Origin of the sequence: Streptomyces sp. ADI96-02, assembly GCF_003846185.1 — a bacterium.
Taxonomy (GTDB): Bacteria; Actinomycetota; Actinomycetes; order Streptomycetales; family Streptomycetaceae; genus Streptomyces.
Genome location: NZ_ML123034.1, coordinates 236016 through 256682, shown reverse-complemented (window position 1 = coordinate 256682; position 20667 = coordinate 236016). Strand labels below are relative to the sequence as shown.

Annotated in this window: 14 protein-coding genes and 1 pseudogene; 11 read left to right on the top strand and 4 right to left on the bottom strand. The window is 74.1% G+C overall.

What is annotated here, in order from left to right; translation table 11 throughout:
• Window positions 1–19 precede the first annotated feature (19 nt).
• Both EES43_RS01080 and EES43_RS01075 read left to right on the top strand, forming a co-directional pair.
• Entirely contained in the window at window positions 20–2425 is a 2406-nt protein-coding gene (locus EES43_RS01080; RefSeq protein WP_124266885.1) for a phosphoketolase family protein, read from the top strand.
• A gap of 102 nt (window positions 2426–2527) precedes the next feature.
• Window positions 2528–3491, top strand: a pseudogene (locus EES43_RS01075) (D-2-hydroxyacid dehydrogenase family protein).
• Window positions 3492–3520: 29 nt separating this feature from the next.
• Here the strand turns inward: EES43_RS01075 and EES43_RS01070 are convergent.
• On the bottom strand, window positions 3521–4636 hold the full coding sequence (locus tag EES43_RS01070; RefSeq protein ID WP_124266884.1) for a baeRF3 domain-containing protein: 1116 nt from the start codon (window positions 4634–4636) through the stop codon (window positions 3521–3523).
• Window positions 4637–4923: 287 nt separating this feature from the next.
• On the opposite strand from EES43_RS01070, the gene EES43_RS01065 reads away from it, so the two are divergent.
• Together EES43_RS01065 and glsA are read left to right on the top strand one after the other, a co-directional pair.
• Complete coding sequence (locus tag EES43_RS01065) at window positions 4924–5469, top strand: hypothetical protein (RefSeq protein WP_124266883.1); 546 nt, start codon at window positions 4924–4926, stop codon at window positions 5467–5469.
• Window positions 5466–6818, top strand: coding sequence for a glutaminase A (glsA, locus tag EES43_RS01060; protein WP_124266882.1), 1353 nt, complete (start codon window positions 5466–5468; stop codon window positions 6816–6818). The genes EES43_RS01065 and glsA overlap by 4 nt, the downstream gene beginning before the upstream one ends.
• Window positions 6819–6827: 9 nt before the next feature.
• Here glsA and EES43_RS01055 read toward each other — a convergent pair whose 3' ends face one another.
• Complete coding sequence (locus EES43_RS01055; RefSeq protein WP_124266881.1) at window positions 6828–7646, bottom strand: endonuclease I family protein; 819 nt, start codon at window positions 7644–7646, stop codon at window positions 6828–6830.
• Between the two features lie 290 nt (window positions 7647–7936).
• On the opposite strand from EES43_RS01055, the gene EES43_RS01050 reads away from it, so the two are divergent.
• The 4 genes from EES43_RS01050 to EES43_RS01035 all read left to right on the top strand — a co-directional run bounded on the left by EES43_RS01050 (window position 7937) and on the right by EES43_RS01035 (window position 12694).
• Window positions 7937–8149 carry a hypothetical protein gene (locus tag EES43_RS01050; RefSeq protein ID WP_124266880.1) on the top strand — a complete coding sequence of 71 codons (213 nt, stop codon included), beginning with the start codon at window positions 7937–7939 and terminating at the stop codon, window positions 8147–8149.
• 126 nt (window positions 8150–8275) lie between these two features.
• Window positions 8276–9430 carry a methyltransferase gene (locus EES43_RS01045; RefSeq protein ID WP_124266879.1) on the top strand — a complete coding sequence of 385 codons (1155 nt, stop codon included), beginning with the start codon at window positions 8276–8278 and terminating at the stop codon, window positions 9428–9430.
• 99 nt (window positions 9431–9529) lie between these two features.
• Window positions 9530–10720, top strand: a complete 1191-nt coding sequence (locus EES43_RS01040) for an acyl-CoA dehydrogenase family protein (protein WP_124266878.1) — start codon at window positions 9530–9532, stop codon at window positions 10718–10720.
• Window positions 10721–10855: 135 nt separating this feature from the next.
• The gene (locus EES43_RS01035) at window positions 10856–12694 is read left to right on the top strand and encodes a serine/threonine-protein kinase (RefSeq protein ID WP_124271731.1); all 1839 of its coding nucleotides are present in this window, start codon (window positions 10856–10858) and stop codon (window positions 12692–12694) included.
• A gap of 46 nt (window positions 12695–12740) precedes the next feature.
• On the opposite strand, the gene EES43_RS01030 is transcribed toward EES43_RS01035, so the two are convergent.
• Entirely contained in the window at window positions 12741–13889 is a 1149-nt protein-coding gene (locus EES43_RS01030; protein ID WP_124266877.1) for an SGNH/GDSL hydrolase family protein, read from the bottom strand.
• 320 nt (window positions 13890–14209) lie between these two features.
• A complete protein-coding gene (locus EES43_RS01025) occupies window positions 14210–16042 on the bottom strand; it encodes a serine hydrolase domain-containing protein (protein ID WP_124266876.1) in 1833 nt (610 codons plus the stop codon).
• A 162-nt stretch (window positions 16043–16204) separates the two neighbouring features.
• On the opposite strand from EES43_RS01025, the gene EES43_RS01020 reads away from it, so the two are divergent.
• The 3 genes from EES43_RS01020 to EES43_RS01010 all read left to right on the top strand — a co-directional run bounded on the left by EES43_RS01020 (window position 16205) and on the right by EES43_RS01010 (window position 20533).
• The gene (locus EES43_RS01020) at window positions 16205–17314 is read left to right on the top strand and encodes an NAD(P)H-dependent flavin oxidoreductase (RefSeq protein WP_124266875.1); all 1110 of its coding nucleotides are present in this window, start codon (window positions 16205–16207) and stop codon (window positions 17312–17314) included.
• Complete coding sequence (locus EES43_RS01015; protein ID WP_124266874.1) at window positions 17311–18861, top strand: acyl-CoA synthetase; 1551 nt, start codon at window positions 17311–17313, stop codon at window positions 18859–18861. The genes EES43_RS01020 and EES43_RS01015 overlap by 4 nt, the downstream gene beginning before the upstream one ends.
• Window positions 18862–19033: 172 nt before the next feature.
• On the top strand, window positions 19034–20533 hold the full coding sequence (locus EES43_RS01010; RefSeq protein WP_124266873.1) for an acyl-CoA synthetase: 1500 nt from the start codon (window positions 19034–19036) through the stop codon (window positions 20531–20533).
• The last annotated feature ends 134 nt before the right edge of the window (window positions 20534–20667 follow it).

Below are 20667 nucleotides of genomic sequence, written 5' to 3'. Positions count from 1 at the left end.
CTTCGAGGAGACCTCTTCCGTGAGCAACGCCGCAGCACCGACCGCAGCACCGACCGCCCCCGGGGCGACGACCTGTTCCGACGAGGAGCTGGCCGCGCTCGACGCGCACTGGCGCGCCGCCAACTACCTCGCCGTGGGCCAGATCTACCTCATGGACAACCCGCTGCTGAACAGGCCGCTCGTCCCCGAGGACATCAAACCGAGGCTGCTGGGCCACTGGGGCACCTCGCCGGGCCTCAACCTCGTCCACACCCACCTCAACCGCGTCGTCAAGGCCCGCGACCTGCGGGCGCTGTGCGTCTGGGGACCCGGCCACGGCGGTCCGGCCGTCCTCGCCAACGCCTGGCTGGAGGGCAGCTACACGGCGGTCTACCCGAACGTGACCCGGGACGCCGAAGGCATGGGGCGGCTCTTCAAGCAGTTCTCCTTCCCCGGCGGCGTGCCCAGCCACGTGGCCCCGGAGACGCCCGGATCCATCCACGAGGGCGGCGAGCTCGGCTACGCGCTGGCCCACGCCTACGGGGCCGCATTCGACCACCCGGACCTCCTCGTCGCCTGTGTGATCGGCGACGGCGAGGCGGAGACCGGGCCGCTCGCCGCGTCCTGGCACTCCGACAAGTTCCTCGACCCGGTCCACGACGGGGCCGTGCTGCCGATCCTCCACCTCAACGGCTACAAGATCGCCAACCCGGCGGTCCTGGCCCGGCTGCCCGAGGACGAACTGGACGACCTGCTGCGCGGTTACGGGCACGACCCGCTCCACGTCGGCGGCGACGACCCCGCCGCCGTCCACCGCGAGCTCGCCGCCGCGATGGACACCGCCCTGGACCGCATCCGCGCCCACCAGCGGGCCGCCCGCGAGGACGGCGCCACCGGCCGCCCCCGCTGGCCCGTGATCGTGCTGCGCACGCCCAAGGGCTGGACCGGTCCCCGTGAGGTCGACGGTCTGCCCGTCGAGAACACCTGGCGCGCCCACCAGGTCCCGCTGCCCGGCGTCCGGGAGAACGAGGACCACCTGCGGCAATTGGAGGCGTGGCTGCGCTCCTACCGCCCCGAAGAGCTCTTCGACTCCGCCGGGCGGCCCACCGAGCAGGTGCTCGCCTGCGTGCCCGAGGGCGACGCCCGCCTGGGCTCGACCCCGTACGCCAACGGCGGCCTGCTCCTGCGCGATCTGCCGCTGCCCGCCCTGGAGGAGCACGCCGTCCGCGTCGACCGGCCCGGCTCCGGCCTCCACTCCCCGACGCAGGTGCTCGGCGGGCTGCTGGAGAGCGTGATGGCCGCGACGAGCGAGCGCCGCGACTTCCGGGTGGTGGGCCCCGACGAGACCGCCTCCAACCGGCTGGACGACCTCTACCGCGCCACCGGCAAGGCGTGGCAGGCCCGGACGCTGCCCACCGACGAACACCTCGCCCGCGACGGACGGGTCATGGAGGTGCTCTCCGAACACCTCTGCCAGGGCTGGCTGGAGGGCTACCTGCTCACCGGCCGGCACGGTCTCTTCTCCTGCTACGAGGCGTTCGCGCACATCGTCGACTCGATGGTCAACCAGCACATCAAGTGGCTGCGCACCTCGCGGCGGCTGCCCTGGCGGCGGCCCGTCGCCTCGCTGAACTACCTGCTCACCTCGCACGTCTGGCGCCAGGACCACAACGGCTTCTCGCACCAGGACCCCGGGTTCGTCGACCACGTCCTCAACAAGAGCCCCGAGGTCGTCCGCGTCTACCTGCCGCCGGACGCCAACACCCTGCTCTCCGTCGCCGACCACGTCCTGCGCAGCCGGGACTACGTCAACGTCGTCGTGGCCGGGAAGCAGCCCGGCTTCGACTGGCTCACCCTCGACCAGGCCCGCGCCCACTGCGCCCGCGGGGCCGGCGCCTGGGAGTGGGCCGGGACCGAGGACGGCAGCCGCGAACCGGACGTGGTGCTCGGCTGCGCCGGCGACGTGCCCACACTGGAGACGATGGCCGCCGCGGACCTGCTCCGCCGCCACCTGCCCGAGCTCCACGTCCGCGTGGTCAACGTGGTCGACCTCGCCCGGCTGCTGCCGAAGGGCGACCACCCGCACGGCATGCCGGACTCCGAGTACGACGCGCTGTTCACCCGCGACAAGCCGGTGATCTTCGCCTACCACGGCTATCCATGGCTGATCCACCGCCTCGCCTACCGCCGGGCGGGCCACGCCGACCTGCATGTGCGCGGCTACCGGGAGGAGGGCACCACGACCACCCCGTTCGACATGGTGGTCCGCAACGACCTCGACCGCTACCGGCTGGTCATGGACGTCATCGACCGGGTGCCCGGTCTCGGCGTCCGCGCCCTCGCCGTGCGCCAGGCGATGGCGGACGTGCGCACCCGCCACCACGCCTGGATCCGCGAACACGGCGTCGACCTGCCGGAGGTCACCGACTGGAAGTGGAGCGGCTGATCCCGCGCCTTCCCGGCCGTGGCGTCCGGCCGGGCCCGTGACCGGGGCGGCCCGATGGGCGATCATGGGCGTCGACCGCCCGCCCCGCCGGAGGGAGCCCCCGTGAAGCCGCGCTGCGCCGTGCTCGACGATTTCCAGTCCGTCGCCACCACCGTCGTCGACTGGTCGCCCGTCGCCGCGGACGTGGACGTCGTCACCTTCGCCGACCATCCCGCCACACGGGAGGAACTGGCCGCCCGTCTCGCGGACTTCGAGATCGTGGTCACCCTGCGCGAACGGGTCCCGTTCCCGGCGGAACTGTTCGACGCGCTGCCCCGGCTGCGGCTGCTGGTCGCCTCCGGCATGCGCAACTCGGTGATCGACTTCGCCGCCGCCGAGCGGCGCGGCGTCACCGTCTGCGGTACCGCCAGCTCCTCCGCCCCGCCCGTGGAGCTGACCTGGGCGCTCCTGCTCGGCCTGGCGCGCGGGATCGTGCCGGAGGCCAACGCCCTGCGGGCGGGCGGGCGGGCCCTGGCAGTCGACGCTGGGCGCTGATCTGTACGGCCGCCGGCTCGGTCTGCTGGGCCTCGGCCGGATCGGCGGCCGGGTGGCGCGGGTGGCGGCGGCCTTCGGGATGGACGTGGCCGCCTGGAGCCGGAACCTCACCGAGGAGCGCGCCCGGGAGGCCGGCGCGGTGCGGGCCGCGTCCAAGGAGGAGCTGCTGGCCTCCAGCGACTTCGTCTCCGTCCATCTGGCGCTGAGCGAACGCACCCGGGGGCTCGTCGGCGCGGCCGAGCTCGCCCTGATGCGCCCGACCGCCTACCTGGTCAACACCTCGCGGGCCGCGATCGTCGACCAGGACGCCCTGCTCGCGGCCCTGCACGCGGGGACGATCGCCGGGGCCGGGGTCGACGTGTTCGACGCCGAGCCCCTGCCGGCCGGCCACCCGATGCGCACCGCCCCGCGCCTGCTGGCCACCCCGCACCTGGGCTACGTCTCGCGCGCCAACTACGAGACGTACTACGGCCAGGCGGTCGAGGACATCCGGGCCTACCTCGACGGACGGCCCGTCCGCCGCCTCGGCTGACCGCGGCGCGGTCCCCGGGGCCGCCGGCGTCAGTAGCGCAGCGCCGCCGCGATCCGGCCGTGCCCGGCCAGCGAGTCGTCCGCGACGAACGCCACGTCGGCCCCGCTGTCCAGCGCCGCCTCGACGAGTTCGTCGACGATGTCCTCGCGGACACGGTCGTCCGGCTGCCGCGCCTCGTCCCCGGCCACCGGCTCCAGGTGTCCGCCGGTGACCCGGACAGTGGTCTGGAAGTGCTCCTCGACCGCGACCAGCCCCGCCCGGCCCTCCCGGACGGCGGCCCACACCTCGTCGAGCCCGCCGGCGAAGGAGCGCCTGCCCCGGGCGTGGTCGAGGCGGCGGTCGATCTCCGCGGCGGCCTGCCGGGCGCCTTCCGCGAGAGCGGGCCGCACCTCGGCGAGGACGTCGGCGGCCGGGAGGTCGGCCGGGGCGCCCTTGGCCACCCGACCGGCCGCCGTGGCGGAGCCCTGGCCGACCTCGTCCAGCAGGGCGAGGGCGGGTGCCAGGCCCAGCAGGTACAGGGGGCGCGGGTCCGCGGCGAGCACGGCGCGCAGTCGTTCGTCGACCGTGCGGAAGAAGTTCCGCGTCTCCTCGTCGGTGAAGGTGCTGGGCGTGTCGCCGATCCGCTCCTCGCGCTGCGGGTTCGGCGGCTCCTTCGGCGCGCTCAGCGGGAAGCCGCCGGTCTCCTCCACCCGGACGGCGTCGGCCGTGCCGCTCCACAGGGTGGCGTGGTCGCCGGCGACGGTCAGCACGCGGAAGGAGCGGGCCCGGGCCTTCGCCGCGACCAGGTTGCGGGTGAGGTAGGTGTCGCCGAGGACCACCCGTTCGGGCGTGGTGCGCGGCAGCTGCCAGATCCGGTACTCGTCGGCCGAGGCGAGGACGACCAGCGAGTCCAGGGCCCGGCGCGGATCCACGTCGGCCGCGGCCCGTTCGAGCTGGGCCCTGATCGCGGCGGCGGTGTCCCGCCCGGCCCGCGGATCGGCGTCCAGCCGGCGGCCCGCCTCCGCCACGAGATTGCGCAGGCGGACCGGGTCCTGGGCGTTGTCGGGGGCCTGCCGGTGGGTCGGCATGGTCAGGGACACGGCCGGATAGGGGCGGGGCGCCCGCAGCTCCCGCAACAGGTCGGCGGTCAGCGCGTCCGTGTCCATGGTTGCCTCCCGGGCTGGGGCCCGCTCCCGTGGGAAGCGGATGCTTCGACGAGTCAATTCATACCTTTTGATCCTAATATGGGCGAGTTGGTGATCATCGAGCGGTCGGTCGAGCGCGGGAGGAGTGCGTGATGTCCCCGTGCGCGGTATGTCCCCGTGCGCGGTGCGGACGTGGCGGGGCGACCGTCCGGCCCCACCGCGCCCGCCGCCCGACCGGCCGCGCCCGACGAACCCCCTCCTCCCGATTGGACGGACCGTCCGTGAAAGCGAACCCTCCCGCTCGCCGGATGCGCGGCAGTCGCCGTACCGCCCGCGCCCTGGGCCCCGCCGTGGCCGCCGCGCTCCTCGTCGCCTCGACCGCCGCCTGCGACTCCGGCTCCGGCGGCGAGGGCGCCGACGCCGGCGTGCGCACGCTCACCCCCGCGCCCGCGGAGTCACCGCCCGCCAGTCCGGGCCCCCGCACCGGCAGGAGCTTCGCCGCCTCCGCCTCGGCCGAGTCAGAGCGCCTGCGCAGGATCGCGGTCGAACGCCTCGAAGGCGTCCGGGGCGAGGGGAACGCGGTCGAGGACGTCTCGGTGACCGGGCTGCCGGCCGGACCCTCCGCCGAGGTCCGCAGCGCGCTGGTCCGCGTCACCAACGACACGGAGGAGCCCGCGTTCTACGCCGTGAAGGTCGAGTTCGTCGACGCGCGGGACCAGGTCCTGGACACGGTCGTCGTGGGCGTGGAGAACGTCCCGCCGGACGACACGGTCAGCGTCCAGGCCAACAGCCGCGAGGCCGCCGGGGTCACGACCTTCCCGCGCGTCGCCCAGGCCGAGCGCGGACCGGGGTGAGCGCCGCCGACGCGGTGACCGACGCGCTGCGCGGACTGCACGCCGAGTTCGGCCCCGTACGCGGGGGGCGGCCCGCCGACTACATCCCGCAGCTGGCCCTCGCCGACCCCGACGCCTTCGGGCTGGCCCTGGTCAGCATGGACGGCCACCGCTACAGCGCGGGCGACGCCGAGACGCCGTTCACCCTCCAGTCGGTCTCCAAACCGTTCGTCTACGCCCTCGCCCTGTCCGCGCTCGGCCTCGACGAGGTCGGCCGATGGGTGGGCGCGGAGCCGAGCGGCGACGCGTTCAACGCCATCAGCCTGGAACCGGGGACCGGCCGCCCGGCCAACGCCATGGTCAACGCGGGGGCCATCGTCACGACCGCGCTCGTCCCGGACACCGCCGAGGAGCCTGCCTTCGACCGGATCCTGCGCTGCCTGAGCCGGTTCGCCGGGCGTGAGCTGGACGTGGACGACGAGGTGTTCGCCTCCGAGTCCGCGACCGGCGACCGCAACCGCGCGCTCGCCTACCTGATCCGCAGCGCCGGCACGATGCCCGTCGACCCCGTGACCGCCGTCGACCTGTACTTCCGGCAGTGCGCGGTGCGCGTCACCGCGGTCGACCTCGCCACGATGGCCGCGACACTCGCCTACGGCGGCGTCAACCCGGTCACCCGCGAGACCGTCGTCCCCGCCGGGGTCGCGGCGCAGGTCCTCGCCGTCATGGCCACCTGCGGTATGTACGACGGCTCGGGGGACTGGCTGCTGCGGGTCGGACTGCCTGCCAAGAGCGGCGTCTCCGGCGGCCTGATCGCGGTGGGACCGGCCCGCTTCGGCCTCGCCTCCTACAGCCCGCCGCTGGACACCACCGGCACCTCGGTGCGCGGCCACGCCGCACTGGGGGTGCTCTCGGAGCGCTACGGGCTCCACCTCATGCGCAACCCGGCGCTGCCCGGCTCCACCGTCACGCTCGTCACCACGGCCGACGACCTGCCCTCCGCGCCGCCGGCCGAACACGAACGGGCCCTGCGCGAACGCGTCGGCGTCGCCGTCGCGCAGGGAGCCATCGACTTCACCGCGGCCGAACGCGTGCTGTACGCGCTGGACGAGACCGGTTTCGAGCAGAGCGGCTCCGTCGTCCTCGATCTGCGCGACGTCGTGTCCGTCGACCCGGTGGCCCTGGCGATGCTGCACCGCGGGCTCGCCCGGCTCGCGCAGGACGGGCGGCGCGCGGCGGTCGTCGATCCGCGCGACGTGCTGGGCCCGCCGGACGTCGTCCGGGAGGGCACCGGCCAGGACCTGCCGCGCTACGCCACCCGCGAGGATGCCGTCGAAGGCTGCGCGCGGGCCCTGGCCGAGGAGGGGTGACCCGGACTGCTACCAGATCTCGCCGACCCACTCGGGGTGGTCGACGAACGGGTTCCGGTTGTGCTGGAACTGCTCGAATATGACGTCGTTGCGGCGCTTCTCGAAAGCGTCCGGCGGGTCCTCCTGGCTCCACTGCTTCAGCACGGAGAGCTTGCCCATGTTCGGCGCGGAGCCGTTGTCGACCTGCTCGTTGGGTTCGAGGTCGGCGAAGGAGTCGTTGCCCTCGTAGCGGACCGCCATGTAGAGGATCATGCGCGCCACGTCGCCCTTGACCGCGTCGCGGGGCTCGAAGGAGTCGCCGTCGGTGTAGTTGCCCGGCGCTTCGCCGAGTTCGCCGCCGCCGTTGTCGAAGTCCTTGTTGCCGCGGGCGGAGTTGACCGAGACGTCCTCCGGCCGCAGGTGGTGGATGTCGGTGCCCGGACCGGTCGAGGTGCCGAAGTCGCCGTGCGACTTGGCCCAGACGTGCTCGCGGTTCCACTGGTCGGCGTCGCCGCCGTTGTCGCTCTTGGACTGGGAGCGGCCGGTGTAGAGCAGGATCACGTTGGACGGGTTGTCCGGGTCCTCGTCGGTGACCTTGAGAGCGTCCCAGACCTGGCTGTAGGAGAGCGTGGTCTGGTCGCTGATGATCGTGTGCAGGGCGTCCTTCAGTTCGGCGCCGGTCTTGCCGACGGCGTCCTGGTAGTACGTGTCGTCGAGGGCGGCGGCAGTGGTCGCCGGCCGGTCGGGCGGTGTGTCGGCGGGCGCCGCGGAGGCGGTGCCCGCGAGCACGGTGACGGCAGCCGCTGTGGCGAGCAGTGGACGCGCGTAGAACAGATGGCGACGGGACATGTGGGGTGTCCTCTCGGGACGCGGGCGTCACGGGGCCGGCCCTGGGTGGGGGCGGAGCCGCGACGGCCGTGCGATGTGTGGTCAGCCGGGAGCCTTCCACACGCGCCGCGGCCCGCGTGTGAACGCTGCGTACCTATCATGTGCAGGTCAAGTGAGGGTGCCCGGCCGGTGCTCGCGGCGGGCCGGGCGACCGGGAGGCGCCCTGCGGCGCGCGGCGGCTTCGGATGCGGCCGGGTCCGCCCGGCGTCAGAATTACCGGAAGGACTGTCGCGAGGACACCAGGAGGCGGCATGAGCGAAGAGCCGGAATCCGTATCCGCCGAAGCGTCCGGCCAGGAGGGCGTCACCCCCGACCGGCTGCTGCACACCGGGGCCGTCGAGCGGCCCACCGCCGAGGACCTGGTGCTCGCCTCCGGGCGGGACCTGAACCCGCGGAACCTGGAATGGGCCCGGCGCAGGCTGGCCGAGGACGGCCGGTCGGCCGTCGACCGACTGCTGCCCTGACCCGGGCGCCGACCCGCCCCGCGCCCGTGGGGCGTGCCCGGCGGGGAGCCCCGCGGGGGCCGGCGGACGGGGGCCCGGGGAGCGTGTGGGGCGCCCCCGGGCCCCTCGGCTAGCCTGAGTGCCACGATGAACCGTTTGACGACGTCACAGGGCGCCTTCCAGCTCACCCGATTCCCCGAGCACCCACGCGATCCGTTCCGGGCGTGGGACGCCGCCGACGAATACCTGCTGCGGCGGCTCACGGACCCCGAGGCGGGGCCGGTGGACCTCTCCGGGGCGGTGGCCGTCGTGGGGGACCGGTGGGGAGCGCTGACCACCGCGCTCGCCGCGCACCGGCCCGTGCAGATCAGCGACTCCTACCTGGCCCGCCGCGCCACCCAGGCCAACCTGGAGCGCAACGGGGCCGACCCGGCCGCGGCGCGCCTGCTGACCTCGCGCGAGACGCCGCCCGACCGGGTCGACGTCCTGCTGATCAGGGTGCCGAAGTCCCTGGCCTACCTGGAGGACCAGCTCCACCGGATCGCGCCGGCCGTCCACGCGGGCACGGTGGTCGTCGCCGCCGGCATGGTGAAGGAGATCCACACCTCCACGCTCAAGCTCTTCGAGCGGATCATCGGCCCGACGCGGACCTCCCTCGCGGTGCGCAAGGCCCGGCTGATCTTCTGCACCCCGGACCCCGCTCTGCCGCGTACGCCGAGCCCGTGGCCCCACCGCTACGCCCTGCCCGCCGACGTGGGCCCCGTCTCCGGCCGTACGGTCGTCAACCACGCCGGGATCTTCTGCGCCGAACGCCTCGACATCGGCACCCGCTTCTTCCTCGGCCACCTGCCCGCGCGCACCGGAGCGGACCGGGTCGTCGACCTGGGCTGCGGCAACGGTGTCCTCGGCCTCGCCGCGGCGCTCGGCAACCCGCAGGCGCACCTCACGTTCACCGACGAGTCCTACGCGGCCGTCGCCTCGGCCGAGGAGACCTTCCGGGCCAGCGCCCCGGACGGCGCACGGGCCGACTTCCTGGTCGGCGACGGGATCGCCGACCTGGCCCCGGGCAGTGCGGACCTGGTGCTCAACAACCCGCCGTTCCACTCGCACCAGGCCACCACCGACGCCACCGCCCGCACGATGTTCCTCGGCGCGCGCGCCGCCCTGCGGCAGGGCGGCGAGCTGTGGGTGGTGGGGAACCGCCACCTCGCCCACCACACCCGGCTGCGCCGGATCTTCGGGAACTGCACGACGGTCGCGGGCGACCCCAAGTTCGTCGTGCTGCGCGCCGTGAAGCGCTGACGGCACGGACCGGGCACGGCCCTTCCGAATTCTTGCAACGCGTTCTACTGTGTGCGCCGCCGCACACGGGCGACGCGAACGCGAGACTCTGGAGGGGCCGTGCACCTCGAATACACGCCTGAGCAGCAGCGGTTGCGCACCGAACTGCGCACGTACTTCGCCGCCCTGGTACCCGACGACGCCTCCACGCGCTACGCCGAGCCCGCCGCCCAGAAGCGCTTCTACCGGGAGACCGTGCGCCGCCTCGGGGCGGACGGCTGGCTGGGGGTCGGCTGGCCGAAGGAGTACGGGGGCCGGGGGCTGACGCCGATGGAGCAGTTCATCTTCTTCGACGAGGCGGCCCAGGCGGGCGTGCCGCTGCCGCTGATGGCCCTGAACACCGTCGGGCCGACGATCATGCGGTTCGGCACCGACGAGCAGAAGACCTACTTCCTGCCGAAGATCCTCTCCGGCGAGATCGACTTCGCGATCGGCTACAGCGAACCGGACGCCGGAACCGACCTCGCCGCCCTGCGCACGCGCGCCGTCCGCGACGGCGACGAGACGACCGGCCACTACACCGTCGACGGCCAGAAGATCTGGACGACCAACGGCGACACCGCCGACTGGGTCTGGCTCGCCGTGCGCACCGACCCCGACGCACCCCCGCACAAGGGCATCACGATGCTCCTGGTCCCCACGAGCGACCCGGGCTACTCCTGCACCCTGATCAACACCCTCGCCTCGCACGACACCACCGCCAGCTACTACGAGAACGTCCGGGTCCCCGCCTCCCGCCGCGTCGGCCAGGAGAACAAGGGCTGGCGGCTCATCACCAACCAGCTCAACCACGAGCGCGTCACCCTCGCCGCCCACGGCACGATGGCGGTACGCGCCCTGCACGACGTCCAGCGCTGGGCCGCCGGCGCCAAGCTCGCCGACGGCCGCCGGGTCATCGACCTCGGCTGGGTCCGGTCCCTCCTCGCCCGCACGCACACCCGTCTCGACGCGATGAAACTCCTCAACTGGCAGATGGTCGCCGCCCTCCAGGACGGCACACTCACCCCGCAGGACGCCTCGGCGGTCAAGGTCTACGGCTCCGAGGCCCGCCGGGACGCCTACGCGTGGCTGATGGAGATCGCCGGTTCGGCCGGCCCGCTGAAGGAGGGTTCGGCCGGCGCGGTGCTCCACGGCGAACTCGAACGCGGCTACCGCTCCGCGGTGATCTTCACCTTCGGCGGCGGCAACAACGAGATCCAGCGCGAGATCATCTCCTGGATCGGCCTGGGCATGCCGCGGGTCCGGCGCTGAGGACGCGAACCGGCCGGCCGGTCCCCACGCCCGGCCGCCCCGCCCCGTACAGGCTCCGCGAGGAGCCCGCCATACTGGACGGGCCGGGGAGGGCGCGGCGGCAGCGGGCGGAGCAACGAGGGCGTGAACCAGCAGATGGCGCGGACGAGTCTGATCCAGGGCCGGTACCGGCTGCTCGAAGTGATCGGGCGCGGCGGCATGGGCGAGGTGTGGCGGGCCCGCGACGAGTCGCTGGGCCGCCAGGTGGCCGTCAAGTGCCTCAAGCCCATGGGCCCGCAGCACGACCAGTCCTTCACCCGGATCCTGCGCGAACGCTTCCGCCGCGAGGCGCGGGTCGCCGCCTCCCTCCAGCACCGGGGCATCACCGTCGTCCACGACTTCGGCGAGCACGAGGGCGTCCTCTACCTCGTCATGGAGCTGCTGGAGGGCCACAACCTGAGCCAGCTCCTGGAGGAGAACGCCCGCGACCCGCTGCCGGTCGAGCATGTCGTCGACATCGCCGAACAGGTCGCCGACGCCCTCGGCCACACGCACCGGCAGGGCATCGTCCACCGCGACCTGAAGCCCGCCAACATCATGCGGCTGACCGACGGCACGGTGAAGATCTGCGACTTCGGCATCGCGCGCCTGGGCCGCGACATCGGCTTCACCTCCCGCCTCACCGGCACCGGCATCGCCATGGGCACCCCGCACTACATGTCGCCCGAGCAGATCGGCGGCGGCGAGATCGACCACCGCAGCGACCTCTACTCACTGGGCTGCGTGCTGTACGAGATCGCCACCGGGGCGCCGCCGTTCGACCAGGACGACCCCTGGGCGGTCCTCGTGGGCCACCGCGACACCCCGCCCGAGCCGCCGCGCTCCCGCCGGGCCGAACTGCCCCCGTTCTTCGACCGGGTGGTCCTCGACCTGCTGGCCAAGACCCCCGACGAGCGGCCCGCCGACGCGGGCGACCTGCGCCGCCGCATCGTGTTCGGACGCACCGGTGTGCAGCCCGTCTCCCTCGCGCACCCCGTCCGCTCCCCGGCCGCCCGTGAGAGGGCGCTGCCCGCCTGGACCCGTTCCATGACCGCCGGACCCAAGGCCACCGGCCCCCTCGACCTCGGCGGACTCGCCGACCCGGCCGCCGGGCTGACCGGCCGCTGGACGGTGGCCGCCTCGGCCACCGGCCCCGCCGCCGTACCCCCGCCGCGGCCGACGCCCTCGCCCGAGCTGCTCGCCGCGCTCGCCCGCCGCCACGGCGAGGGAATCCGCCTCGGCCGCCGGGGACGCTGGGTGGAGGCGGGCGAGGCGCACCGCGCGGTGGCCGCCGAGCGGGCGAGCCTGCTCGGCGCCGATCACCCCGACACGCTCGCCAGCCGGTACGAAACGGCGTACGCCCTGGGCCGGCTCGGTCGCTGGGCGGAGGCCCTGGAGGCGTACCAGGAGATCGCCCGCGCCCGCGCGAGCGTCCTCGGCGCCGACCACCCCGGCACCTTCGCCGCCCGTTACGAGGCCGGCATCGGCCTCGGCCGGCTCGGCCGCAGCGCTGAGGCCCTGGAGCTCTACCGGTCCCTGGTGGCCGACCGCACCCGGGCGGCGGGCCCCGACGACCCCGAGACCCTGCGCGCCCGGCACGGACTGGGCGTGAACCTCGGGCGGATGGGCCGCTGGCAGGAGGCGCTGGCCGAGGCCCGCGAGGTCTGCGCGATCCGGGAGCGCACCCTCGGCCCCGACCATCCGGACACCGTGACCAGCTGCCGCGAGGTCGCCGTCTCGCTCGGCTGGCTCGGCCGCTGGTCCGAGGCCCTGACGGTCTACCGCACGGTCGCCGGGGCGCTGGACCGGGTCCTCGGGCCCGACCACACGGACGCCCTGGCCGCCCGGCAGGACGTGGCGCACTGCCTGGATCGGCTGGGCCGGGCCGAGGAGGCCGCCGAACTGCACCGCGGCCTCGCCGAACAGCGGGCCCGGAACACCGCCCCGCCGCACTGACCCGCCCCGCCCGGCCAAAGGACCGACCCCGGTTCGTCGCGGCGCTTCACAGAAGGCGCCGGCGGTCGACCGCGTCGGCGAGCGCTTTGTGACCCGAAGGGCCGGGGTGCAGACCGTCGCCGCTGTCGTACGCGGGCAGCATCCGCGAGGGGCGGCCCGGATCGCGCAGGGCCGCGTCGAAGTCGGCCACCGCGTCGAAGATCCCGCCGGTGAGCACGGCGCGGTTGATCCGCCGCCGCACCGAGTCCAGCTCCGGCGACCAGCGGGTCCAGCCCTCGAACGGGGTGATCGTGGCGCCCACGACCCGCAGCCCCGCGCCCCGGGCGCGCAGCGCCAGCTGCCGGTAGCCGGCCAGGACCGGCGCGGGTTCGCTCTGGCCGGGCGGGTGCTGGAGGTCGTTGACTCCCAGGTGCACGAGCGCCGTCCGCAGCCCCGGCAGCCCGAGCACGTCGCGGTCGAAACGGGCCTGGCCGCTCGGGCCGAACCGCGGGTCGTCGCGGAGCAGCCGGTTGCCGCTGATCCCGAGGTTGGCCACGGCCGAGCCGCCGAGCCGCCGGGCCAACTGGTCCGGCCAGCGCATGTCGGCGTCGTCCGGCGTCCCGACGCCCTCCGCGATGGAGTCTCCCAGCACGGCGAGCACCGGGCCCCGCGCTCCGGTGGTCTCCACCCCGGTCAGCAGGAGGACGGAGCGGGTGCGCACCCCGTCGACCGTGTGCCAGGCGTGGGTGTTGCGGTGGAAGGAGAGCGGTCCGGTCGGACCGGGCAGCCGCGTCCGGACGCTCAGCCGCGCCCCGTCCGCCACCCGCAGCCCCTCCACGGCGTCGCTCGTCAGAGTGGCCCCCGCGGCCAGCCACTCCTGGTCGCGCCCGGCGAAGGTCACCGGCCGGCCGTCCGCGGTCACCGGACCGACCAGGACGGGCGCGGTTCCGAAGGCGTTCGCGTAGCGCAGCCGGACCCGGCCGCCGGCCGACAGCCGCAGGAACGAGGTGCACACCCCGTCGGTGAGACCGGCGGCGGCCACCCGGTCGGAGGCGGTCGGGGCGGTCTGCGCCGTGGCCCAGGAGGCCGTCCAGAGCGGGCCGGCGGATCCGGTGCCCTGCGCCGCCCGCGCGTTCGGCGCGCCGACCGCGACCGCCGCCACTCCCGCGGCCGTCGCGTACAGGACCCCGCGTCTCGCGGGGCGTCGCCCGTTCACGGGCGAACCGCGCGGGTGAGTTGGCTCATGGGGCGGACTCCCTGGATCGATGACGGGCGGGACGGGCGGTGACGGACGGGACGGGCAGGGGCGGACAGCGCGCTCCTGTTCAGCCGCAGCCGCAGCCGCAGCCGCAGCCGTCGCCGCCGAGCGAGAGGAGCGGGAGACGGGAGCGGAGGCACGTGCCGCCAGTAGACGACAGCTTCGGCGCGTGAAACGCCCCCGGGCACGGGGCGGGGCTCCGTGCGGTGACAGGACTTCGCCCGTTCGGTCCACTCCCGCCCGGCTGCCGGGCGGGAGCGGACCGGACGGACCGCGGTTCAGTCGGCCGACAGCGCCCAGCCCACCGCCTCGATCCGTCCGGCGTCCCGTGGCCGGGACGCGTCGAAGAGCGTCCGGCCGCCGTCCCGCACCCGCAGGTCGTCGACGTACACCCCGCGTCCCGTGTACAGCCGGTCCGTGGTGCACCGCCACCGCAGCTCGACGTCCCGGCCGCGCCAGGCCGACAGGTCCGCCTCCAGCCGGTGCCAGACCCGGCCCGACCAGCCGGAGACCGAACCCGTCGGGTGCGGCTGCGGTTCGGCCGTGCGGTCGGGGCCGGTGCGCACCGTGGTGAACGGCACGGGCTGCCACGCCCCGCCGGCCGAGGACGCCTCCAGGACGAGCCGGTCCGCACCGGGCTCGGTGTCCCACCACAGCGCGCAGTCCAGCCGGGCGCGCGCGGAGCCGACGCGCAGCGCGGGCAGCCTCAGCGTGGTGCTCGACGCGCTCGCCGTACCGGAGAACCACGCGCCGCGCCCCCGCAGCGGCCGGACCGCGACGGCCCGCGCCAGTTGATCGGCCGCCGCCACCCGGGGCGCGCTGCCCGAGCGCCAGCCGCGCACCGGGTGCACCGAGTTGCCGAGTACGACGAGGAAGGTGTCGGTCGACGGGTCGAGCACCAGGCTGGTGCCGGTGAACCCCGTGTGGCCCGCCGTCCGCGGAGTGGCCATCGCCCCCATGTACCAGTGCTGGTACAGCTCGAAGCCCAGGCCGTGCTCGTCGCCCGGGAACGCGGTGTTGAAGTCGGTGAACATCAGCTCGACCGACGCGGCCGACAGGATGCGGGAGCGCCCGTAGACACCGCCGTTGAGCAGGGTCCGGGCGAGCACGGCCAGGTCCCACGCGCAGGAGAACACCCCCGCGTGGCCCGCCACCCCGCCCATCGCGTACGCGTTCTCGTCGTGCACCTCGCCCCACACCAGTCCGCGTTCCAGCCCGGACCACGGCAGCCGGGCGTCCTCGGTGGCCGCGATCTTCGGCCGCCACGAGGCCGGCGGGTTGTAGCGGGTGCGGTGCATCCCGAGCGGAGCGGTGATCTCCTCGCGGAGCAGGACGTCCAGCGTGCTGCCGGTGACGCGCTCCAGGACCAGTTGCAGCGAGATCAGGTTGAGGTCGGAGTACAGGTACGCGGTGCCGGGCGGGCTCGCCGGCACCTCGTTCCAGAGCATCCGGAGCCGGCCCTCCCGCGTGGGCTCCCGGTAGAGCGGGATCCAGGACCGGAACCCCGAGGTGTGCGTGAGCAGCTGACGGATCGTGACGTCCTGCTTGCCGCCGCCCGCGAAGTCCGGCAGGTACGAGGCGACGGCGGCCTCCAGCTCCAGTTCGCCCCGCTCGATCTGCTGCACCGCCAGGAGCGAGGTGAACAGCTTGGAGACGGAGGCCAGGTCGAAGACGGTGTCCTCGGCCATCGGGATCTGCCGGTCGGCCGGGAACTCCACCCCGGTGTCCGTCGCCTCGTCGTACGCGGCGTAGCGCACCGCCATGCCGATCGGCCGGTGCAGCGCCACCGTGCCGCCGCGTCCGGCGAGCAGGACCGCGCCCGCGTACCAGGGGTGCTTCGGGGAGTCGGCCAGGAAGGACTCCGCCTCGCGTACGAGCCGGTCCAGCGGCTCCCGCAGCAGACCGGCGCGCGCCGCGTCGCCCCGCCGCAGCGTGGGCCGGGGCCCGCCTGATCCCATGCCCTCTCCCGCGTCCGTCGCCTCCGGCCCGGCGCCCCGGCCGGCCGCCCCCGCGAACGGGACCGGCCCCAGGGCGAGCGCACCGCCCAGCGCCAGTATCCCGCCGCCCACCCCGCGGCGGCCGATGCCACTCCCCGTCGCGTTCCCGGTCATCCGCAACTCCAGCCCTCGACAGCTCTCGGCGTGGAAGCTCCCACCGCCGCAGAGATTACTTTCACTCAACGCGGTCCCGTACGCGTACGACACCGCAAAGAATCTGACACTGCATCAGAAAATCTCTTCCCTCGGTCGTCCGGCTGCGGCATCCTGCCGCCCATGGAGACCGAGCTGAGCCAACAACTGGGGATCGAACACGCCCTCTTCGGCTTCACACCGTTCCCCGCGGTCGCCGCGGCCATCAGCAGAGCCGGCGGTTTCGGCGTGCTCGGGGCCGTGCGCTACACCGCGCCCGACGAGCTGGCACGCGATCTCGACCTGCTGGAGAGACACGCCGGGGGCAAGCCCTTCGGGCTGGACGTCGTCATGCCGGCCAGAAAGGTCGAAGGCGTCACCGAGGCGGACGTCGAGGCGATGATCCCCGCGGCGCACCGGGGCTTCGTCCAGGACGTCCTGGCCCGGTACGGCGTGCCGGAACTCGCCGAGGGAGAGGCGTCCGGCTGGCGCATCACCGGCTGGATGGAGGAGGTCGCCCGCAACCAGCTCGACGTCGCCTTCGAGCACCCGATCAAGCTCCTCGCCAACGCCCTCGGCTCCCCGCCCGCCGACATCGTGGCCCGCGCCCACGACCGCGGAGTCCTCGTCGCGGCTCTCGCGGGCAGCGCCGAGCACGCGCGGCGGCACGCCGCGGCGGGCATCGACGTCGTCGTCGCCCAGGGGTACGAGGCGGGCGGCCACACCGGCGAGATCGGCTCCATGGTGCTCGTCCCCGAGGTCGTCGAGGCCGTCGCGCCGCTGCCCGTCCTGGCGGCCGGCGGCATCGGCAGCGGGGAGCAGGTCGCCGCCGGACTCGCCCTGGGCGCCCAGGGCGTCTGGCTCGGCTCCCTCTGGCTCACCACCGAGGAGGCCGACCTGCACTCCCCGGCCCTCACCCGCAAACTCCTCGCCGCCGGCTCCGGCGACACCGTCCGCTCCCGCGCCCTCACCGGCAAGCCCGCACGCCAGCTCCGTACCGAGTGGACCGACGCCTGGGACGACCCGGCCGCCCCCGGCACCCTGCCCATGCCGCTCCAGGGCCTGCTCGTCGCCGACGCCGTCTCACGGATCCAGAAGTACGAGGTCGGGGCGCTGCTCGGCACACCCGTCGGGCAGATCGTCGGCCGGATGACCTCCGAACGCAGCGTACGCGCGGTCGTCGACGACCTGACCCGCGGCTTCGAGCGCGCCGTCACCCGCATCAACCGCATCGCCGGAAGGAGCGCCCCGTGAACCAGCCGCCCAACGGCTTCTGGGCCCAGGCCACCGCCGACCCCGACCGCACCGTCCTCATCGACCCCGGCGGGCGGCCGTGGACGGCGGGACGGCTGCACGCCGACGCCAACCGCATGGTCCACGGCCTGCGCGCGGCGGGTCTGCGCCGCGGTGACGCCTTCGCCGTCGTGCTGCCCAACGGCGTCGAACTCCTCACCGCCCACCTCGCCGCCTCCCAGGCCGGTTTCTACCTGGTGCCGGTCAACCACCACCTCATGAGCCCCGAGATCGCCTGGATCGTCTCCGACTCCGGAGCGCGCGTGCTGATCTGCCACGAACGCTTCGGCGCCGCCGCGACCACCGCCGCCGACGAGGCCGGTCTGCCCGCCACCCACCGCTACGCCGTCGGCGAGGTCGCCGGCAGCCGCCCCTACGCCGAACTGCTCGACGGGCATCCGGGCACCCCGCCCGAGGACCGCACGCTCGGCTGGGTCATGAACTACACCTCCGGCACCACCGGCCGTCCGCGCGGCATCCGCAGACCGCTGCCCGGGAAGCTCCCGGAGGAGACCTACCTCGGCGGCTTCCTCGGCATCTTCGGCATCAAGCCGTTCGACGGCAACGTCCACCTGGTCTGCTCGCCGCTCTACCACACCGCCGTGCTCCAGTTCGCGGGCGCGGCCCTGCACATCGGCCATCCGCTCGTCCTGATGGACGGCTGGGCCCCCGAGGAGATGCTCCGCCTCATCGACGCCCACCGGTGTACCCACACCCACATGGTGCCGACCCAGTTCCACCGGCTGCTCGCGCTGCCCGACGAGGTGAGGGCCCGCTACGACGTCTCGTCCATGCGGCACGCCATCCACGGCGCCGCGCCCTGCCCCGACCACGTCAAACGGGCCATGATCGACTGGTGGGGGAGCTGCGTGGAGGAGTACTACGCGGCCAGCGAGGGCGGCGGGGCGTTCGCCACCGCCGAGGACTGGCTGAAGAAGCCCGGAACCGTCGGCCGGGCCTGGCCGATCAGCGAGCTGGCCGTCTTCGACGACGACGGAAACCGGCTGGCCGCGGGCGAACTGGGCACCGTCTACATGAAGATGAGCACCGGCGGCTTCAGCTACCACAAGGACGAGGCCAAGACCCGCACCAACCGCATCGGCGACTTCTTCACCGTCGGCGACCTCGGCGTCCTGGACGAGGACGGCTACCTCTTCCTCCGCGACCGCAAGATCGACATGATCATCTCCGGCGGCGTCAACATCTACCCCGCCGAGATCGAGTCCGTCCTGCTCACCCACCCGGCCGTCGCGGACGCCGCCGCCTTCGGCATCCCGCACGCCGACCGGGGCGAGGAGGTCAAGGCCGTCGTCGAACCGGCCGAGGGCCACCAGCCCGGCGACGCGCTCGCCGAGCACATCCTCGCCCACTGCGCGGAGCGGCTCGCCGGGTACAAGCGCCCCCGGAGCGTCGACTTCGTCGCCGCGATGCCCCGCGACCCCAACGGCAAGCTCTACAAGCGCCGGCTGCGCGAGCCGTACTGGGAAGGCCGCGAACGGCCCCTGTAGAGCTGCGGGGCTGTGCGGGGCCTGTGGAGCGGGCCCCGCGTCCGCGGGAGAGGCGCACCCTGCGCACCCTCTCGCGGACGCGGCACGGCCCGTGGGCAGGCCCGCCGGCACGTACGACGACCCGACCGCTCCGCCTCTTGACCGGCCGCGCGCCGCCGCACAGGATCACGCCATGACCGGTGTACGCAGCAGCACAGTCGACGGCGTCCTCACCCGCAGCGCCCGGCGCGGCCCCGAGCGGACCGCCGTCCGGTACGGGGAGCGGACCTGGACCTACCGGGCCCTGGACGAGGCGGTGTCCACCGCCGCCGCCGTACTGACCGGCGAGCACATGCTGCGCCCGGGCGACAGGGTGGCGTCCTACGCGCACAACTCGGACGTGTACCTGATCGCCTTCCTGGCCTGCGCGCGGGCCGGTCTCGTCCACGTACCGGTCAACCAGAACCTCACCGGCGACGACCTCGCCCACCTCCTCGACCAGTCCGGCTCCGCACTCGTCCTCACCGACCCGGACCTGGCCGACCGGGTGCCGGGCGGACGCCCGGTGCGCGCGCTGCGCGACGCCCCCGGATCGCTCCTCGACGCCCTGGCGCCGCCCCGGCCCTTCACCCCCGAGCGCGCCGTCCGCGCCGAGGACCTGGTGCAGCTGCTCTACACCTCCGGCACCACCGCGCTGCCCAAGGGCGCGATGATGACGCACGGCGCGCTGGTCCACGCGTACGTCAGCGCGATCACCGCCCTCGGCCTGGCAGCCGCCGACCGGCCCGTCCACTCGCTGCCGCTCTACCACTCCGCCCAGATGCACGTGTTCCTGCTGCCGTACCTGGCGGTCGGCGCGGACAGCACCATCCTGGACGCGCCGGACGCCGGGCGGATCTTCGATCTGGTCGAGGCGGGGAGAGCCGACAGCCTGTTCGCCCCGCCCACCGTCTGGATCGGCCTGTCCAACCACCCGGACTTCGCCGTCCGCGACCTCAGCGGTTTGCGCAAGGCGTACTACGGGGCGTCGGTCATGCCCGTACCGGTCCTGGAGCGCCTGCGCGAGCGCCTGCCCGGCCTGGCCTTCCACAACTGCTTCGGGCAGAGCGAGATCGGTCCACTGGCCACCGTCCTCGGCCCCGACGAGCACGAGGGCCGGATGGAGTCCTGCGGGCGGCCGGTCCTCTTCGTCGAGGCCCGCGTGGTCGACGAGAGGGGCCAGGAGGTCCCGGACGGCACGCCGGGCGAGATCGTCTACCGCTCGCCGCAGCTCTGCTCCGGCTACTGGGACAAGCCCGAGGAGACCGCCGAGGCGTTCCGCGACGGCTGGTTCCACTCCGGCGACCTGGCCGTCCGGGACGGCGAGGGCTTCCTCACGGTTGTCGACCGGGTCAAGGACGTCATCAACTCCGGCGGCGTCCTCGTCGCCTCCCGCCAGGTCGAGGACGCGCTCCACACCCATCCGGCCGTCGCCGAGGCGGCCGTCGTCGGCCTGCCCGACGAACGCTGGATCGAGGCCGTCACCGCCGTCGTGGTCCTGCGCGCCGAGGCGAGCGAGACCGAGCTGATCGACCACGCCCGCGAGAGGCTGCCGCACTTCAAGGCGCCCAAGCGCGTCCTGTTCGTGGACGCCCTCCCGCGCAACGCCAGCGGCAAGATCCTCAAGCGGCGACTGCGCGACCGGTTCGCCTGACGCGCGGGCCGGGCGGGCACGGCACCGGGCCGCCGCAGGCCGCCCCCTGGCTTCCGCGTGTGATTCCACTGTGCCTCTCAGGTGACGTCACGGTCCGGTCAGGTGATGTCACGGTCCGGTCAGCGGAAAATCTG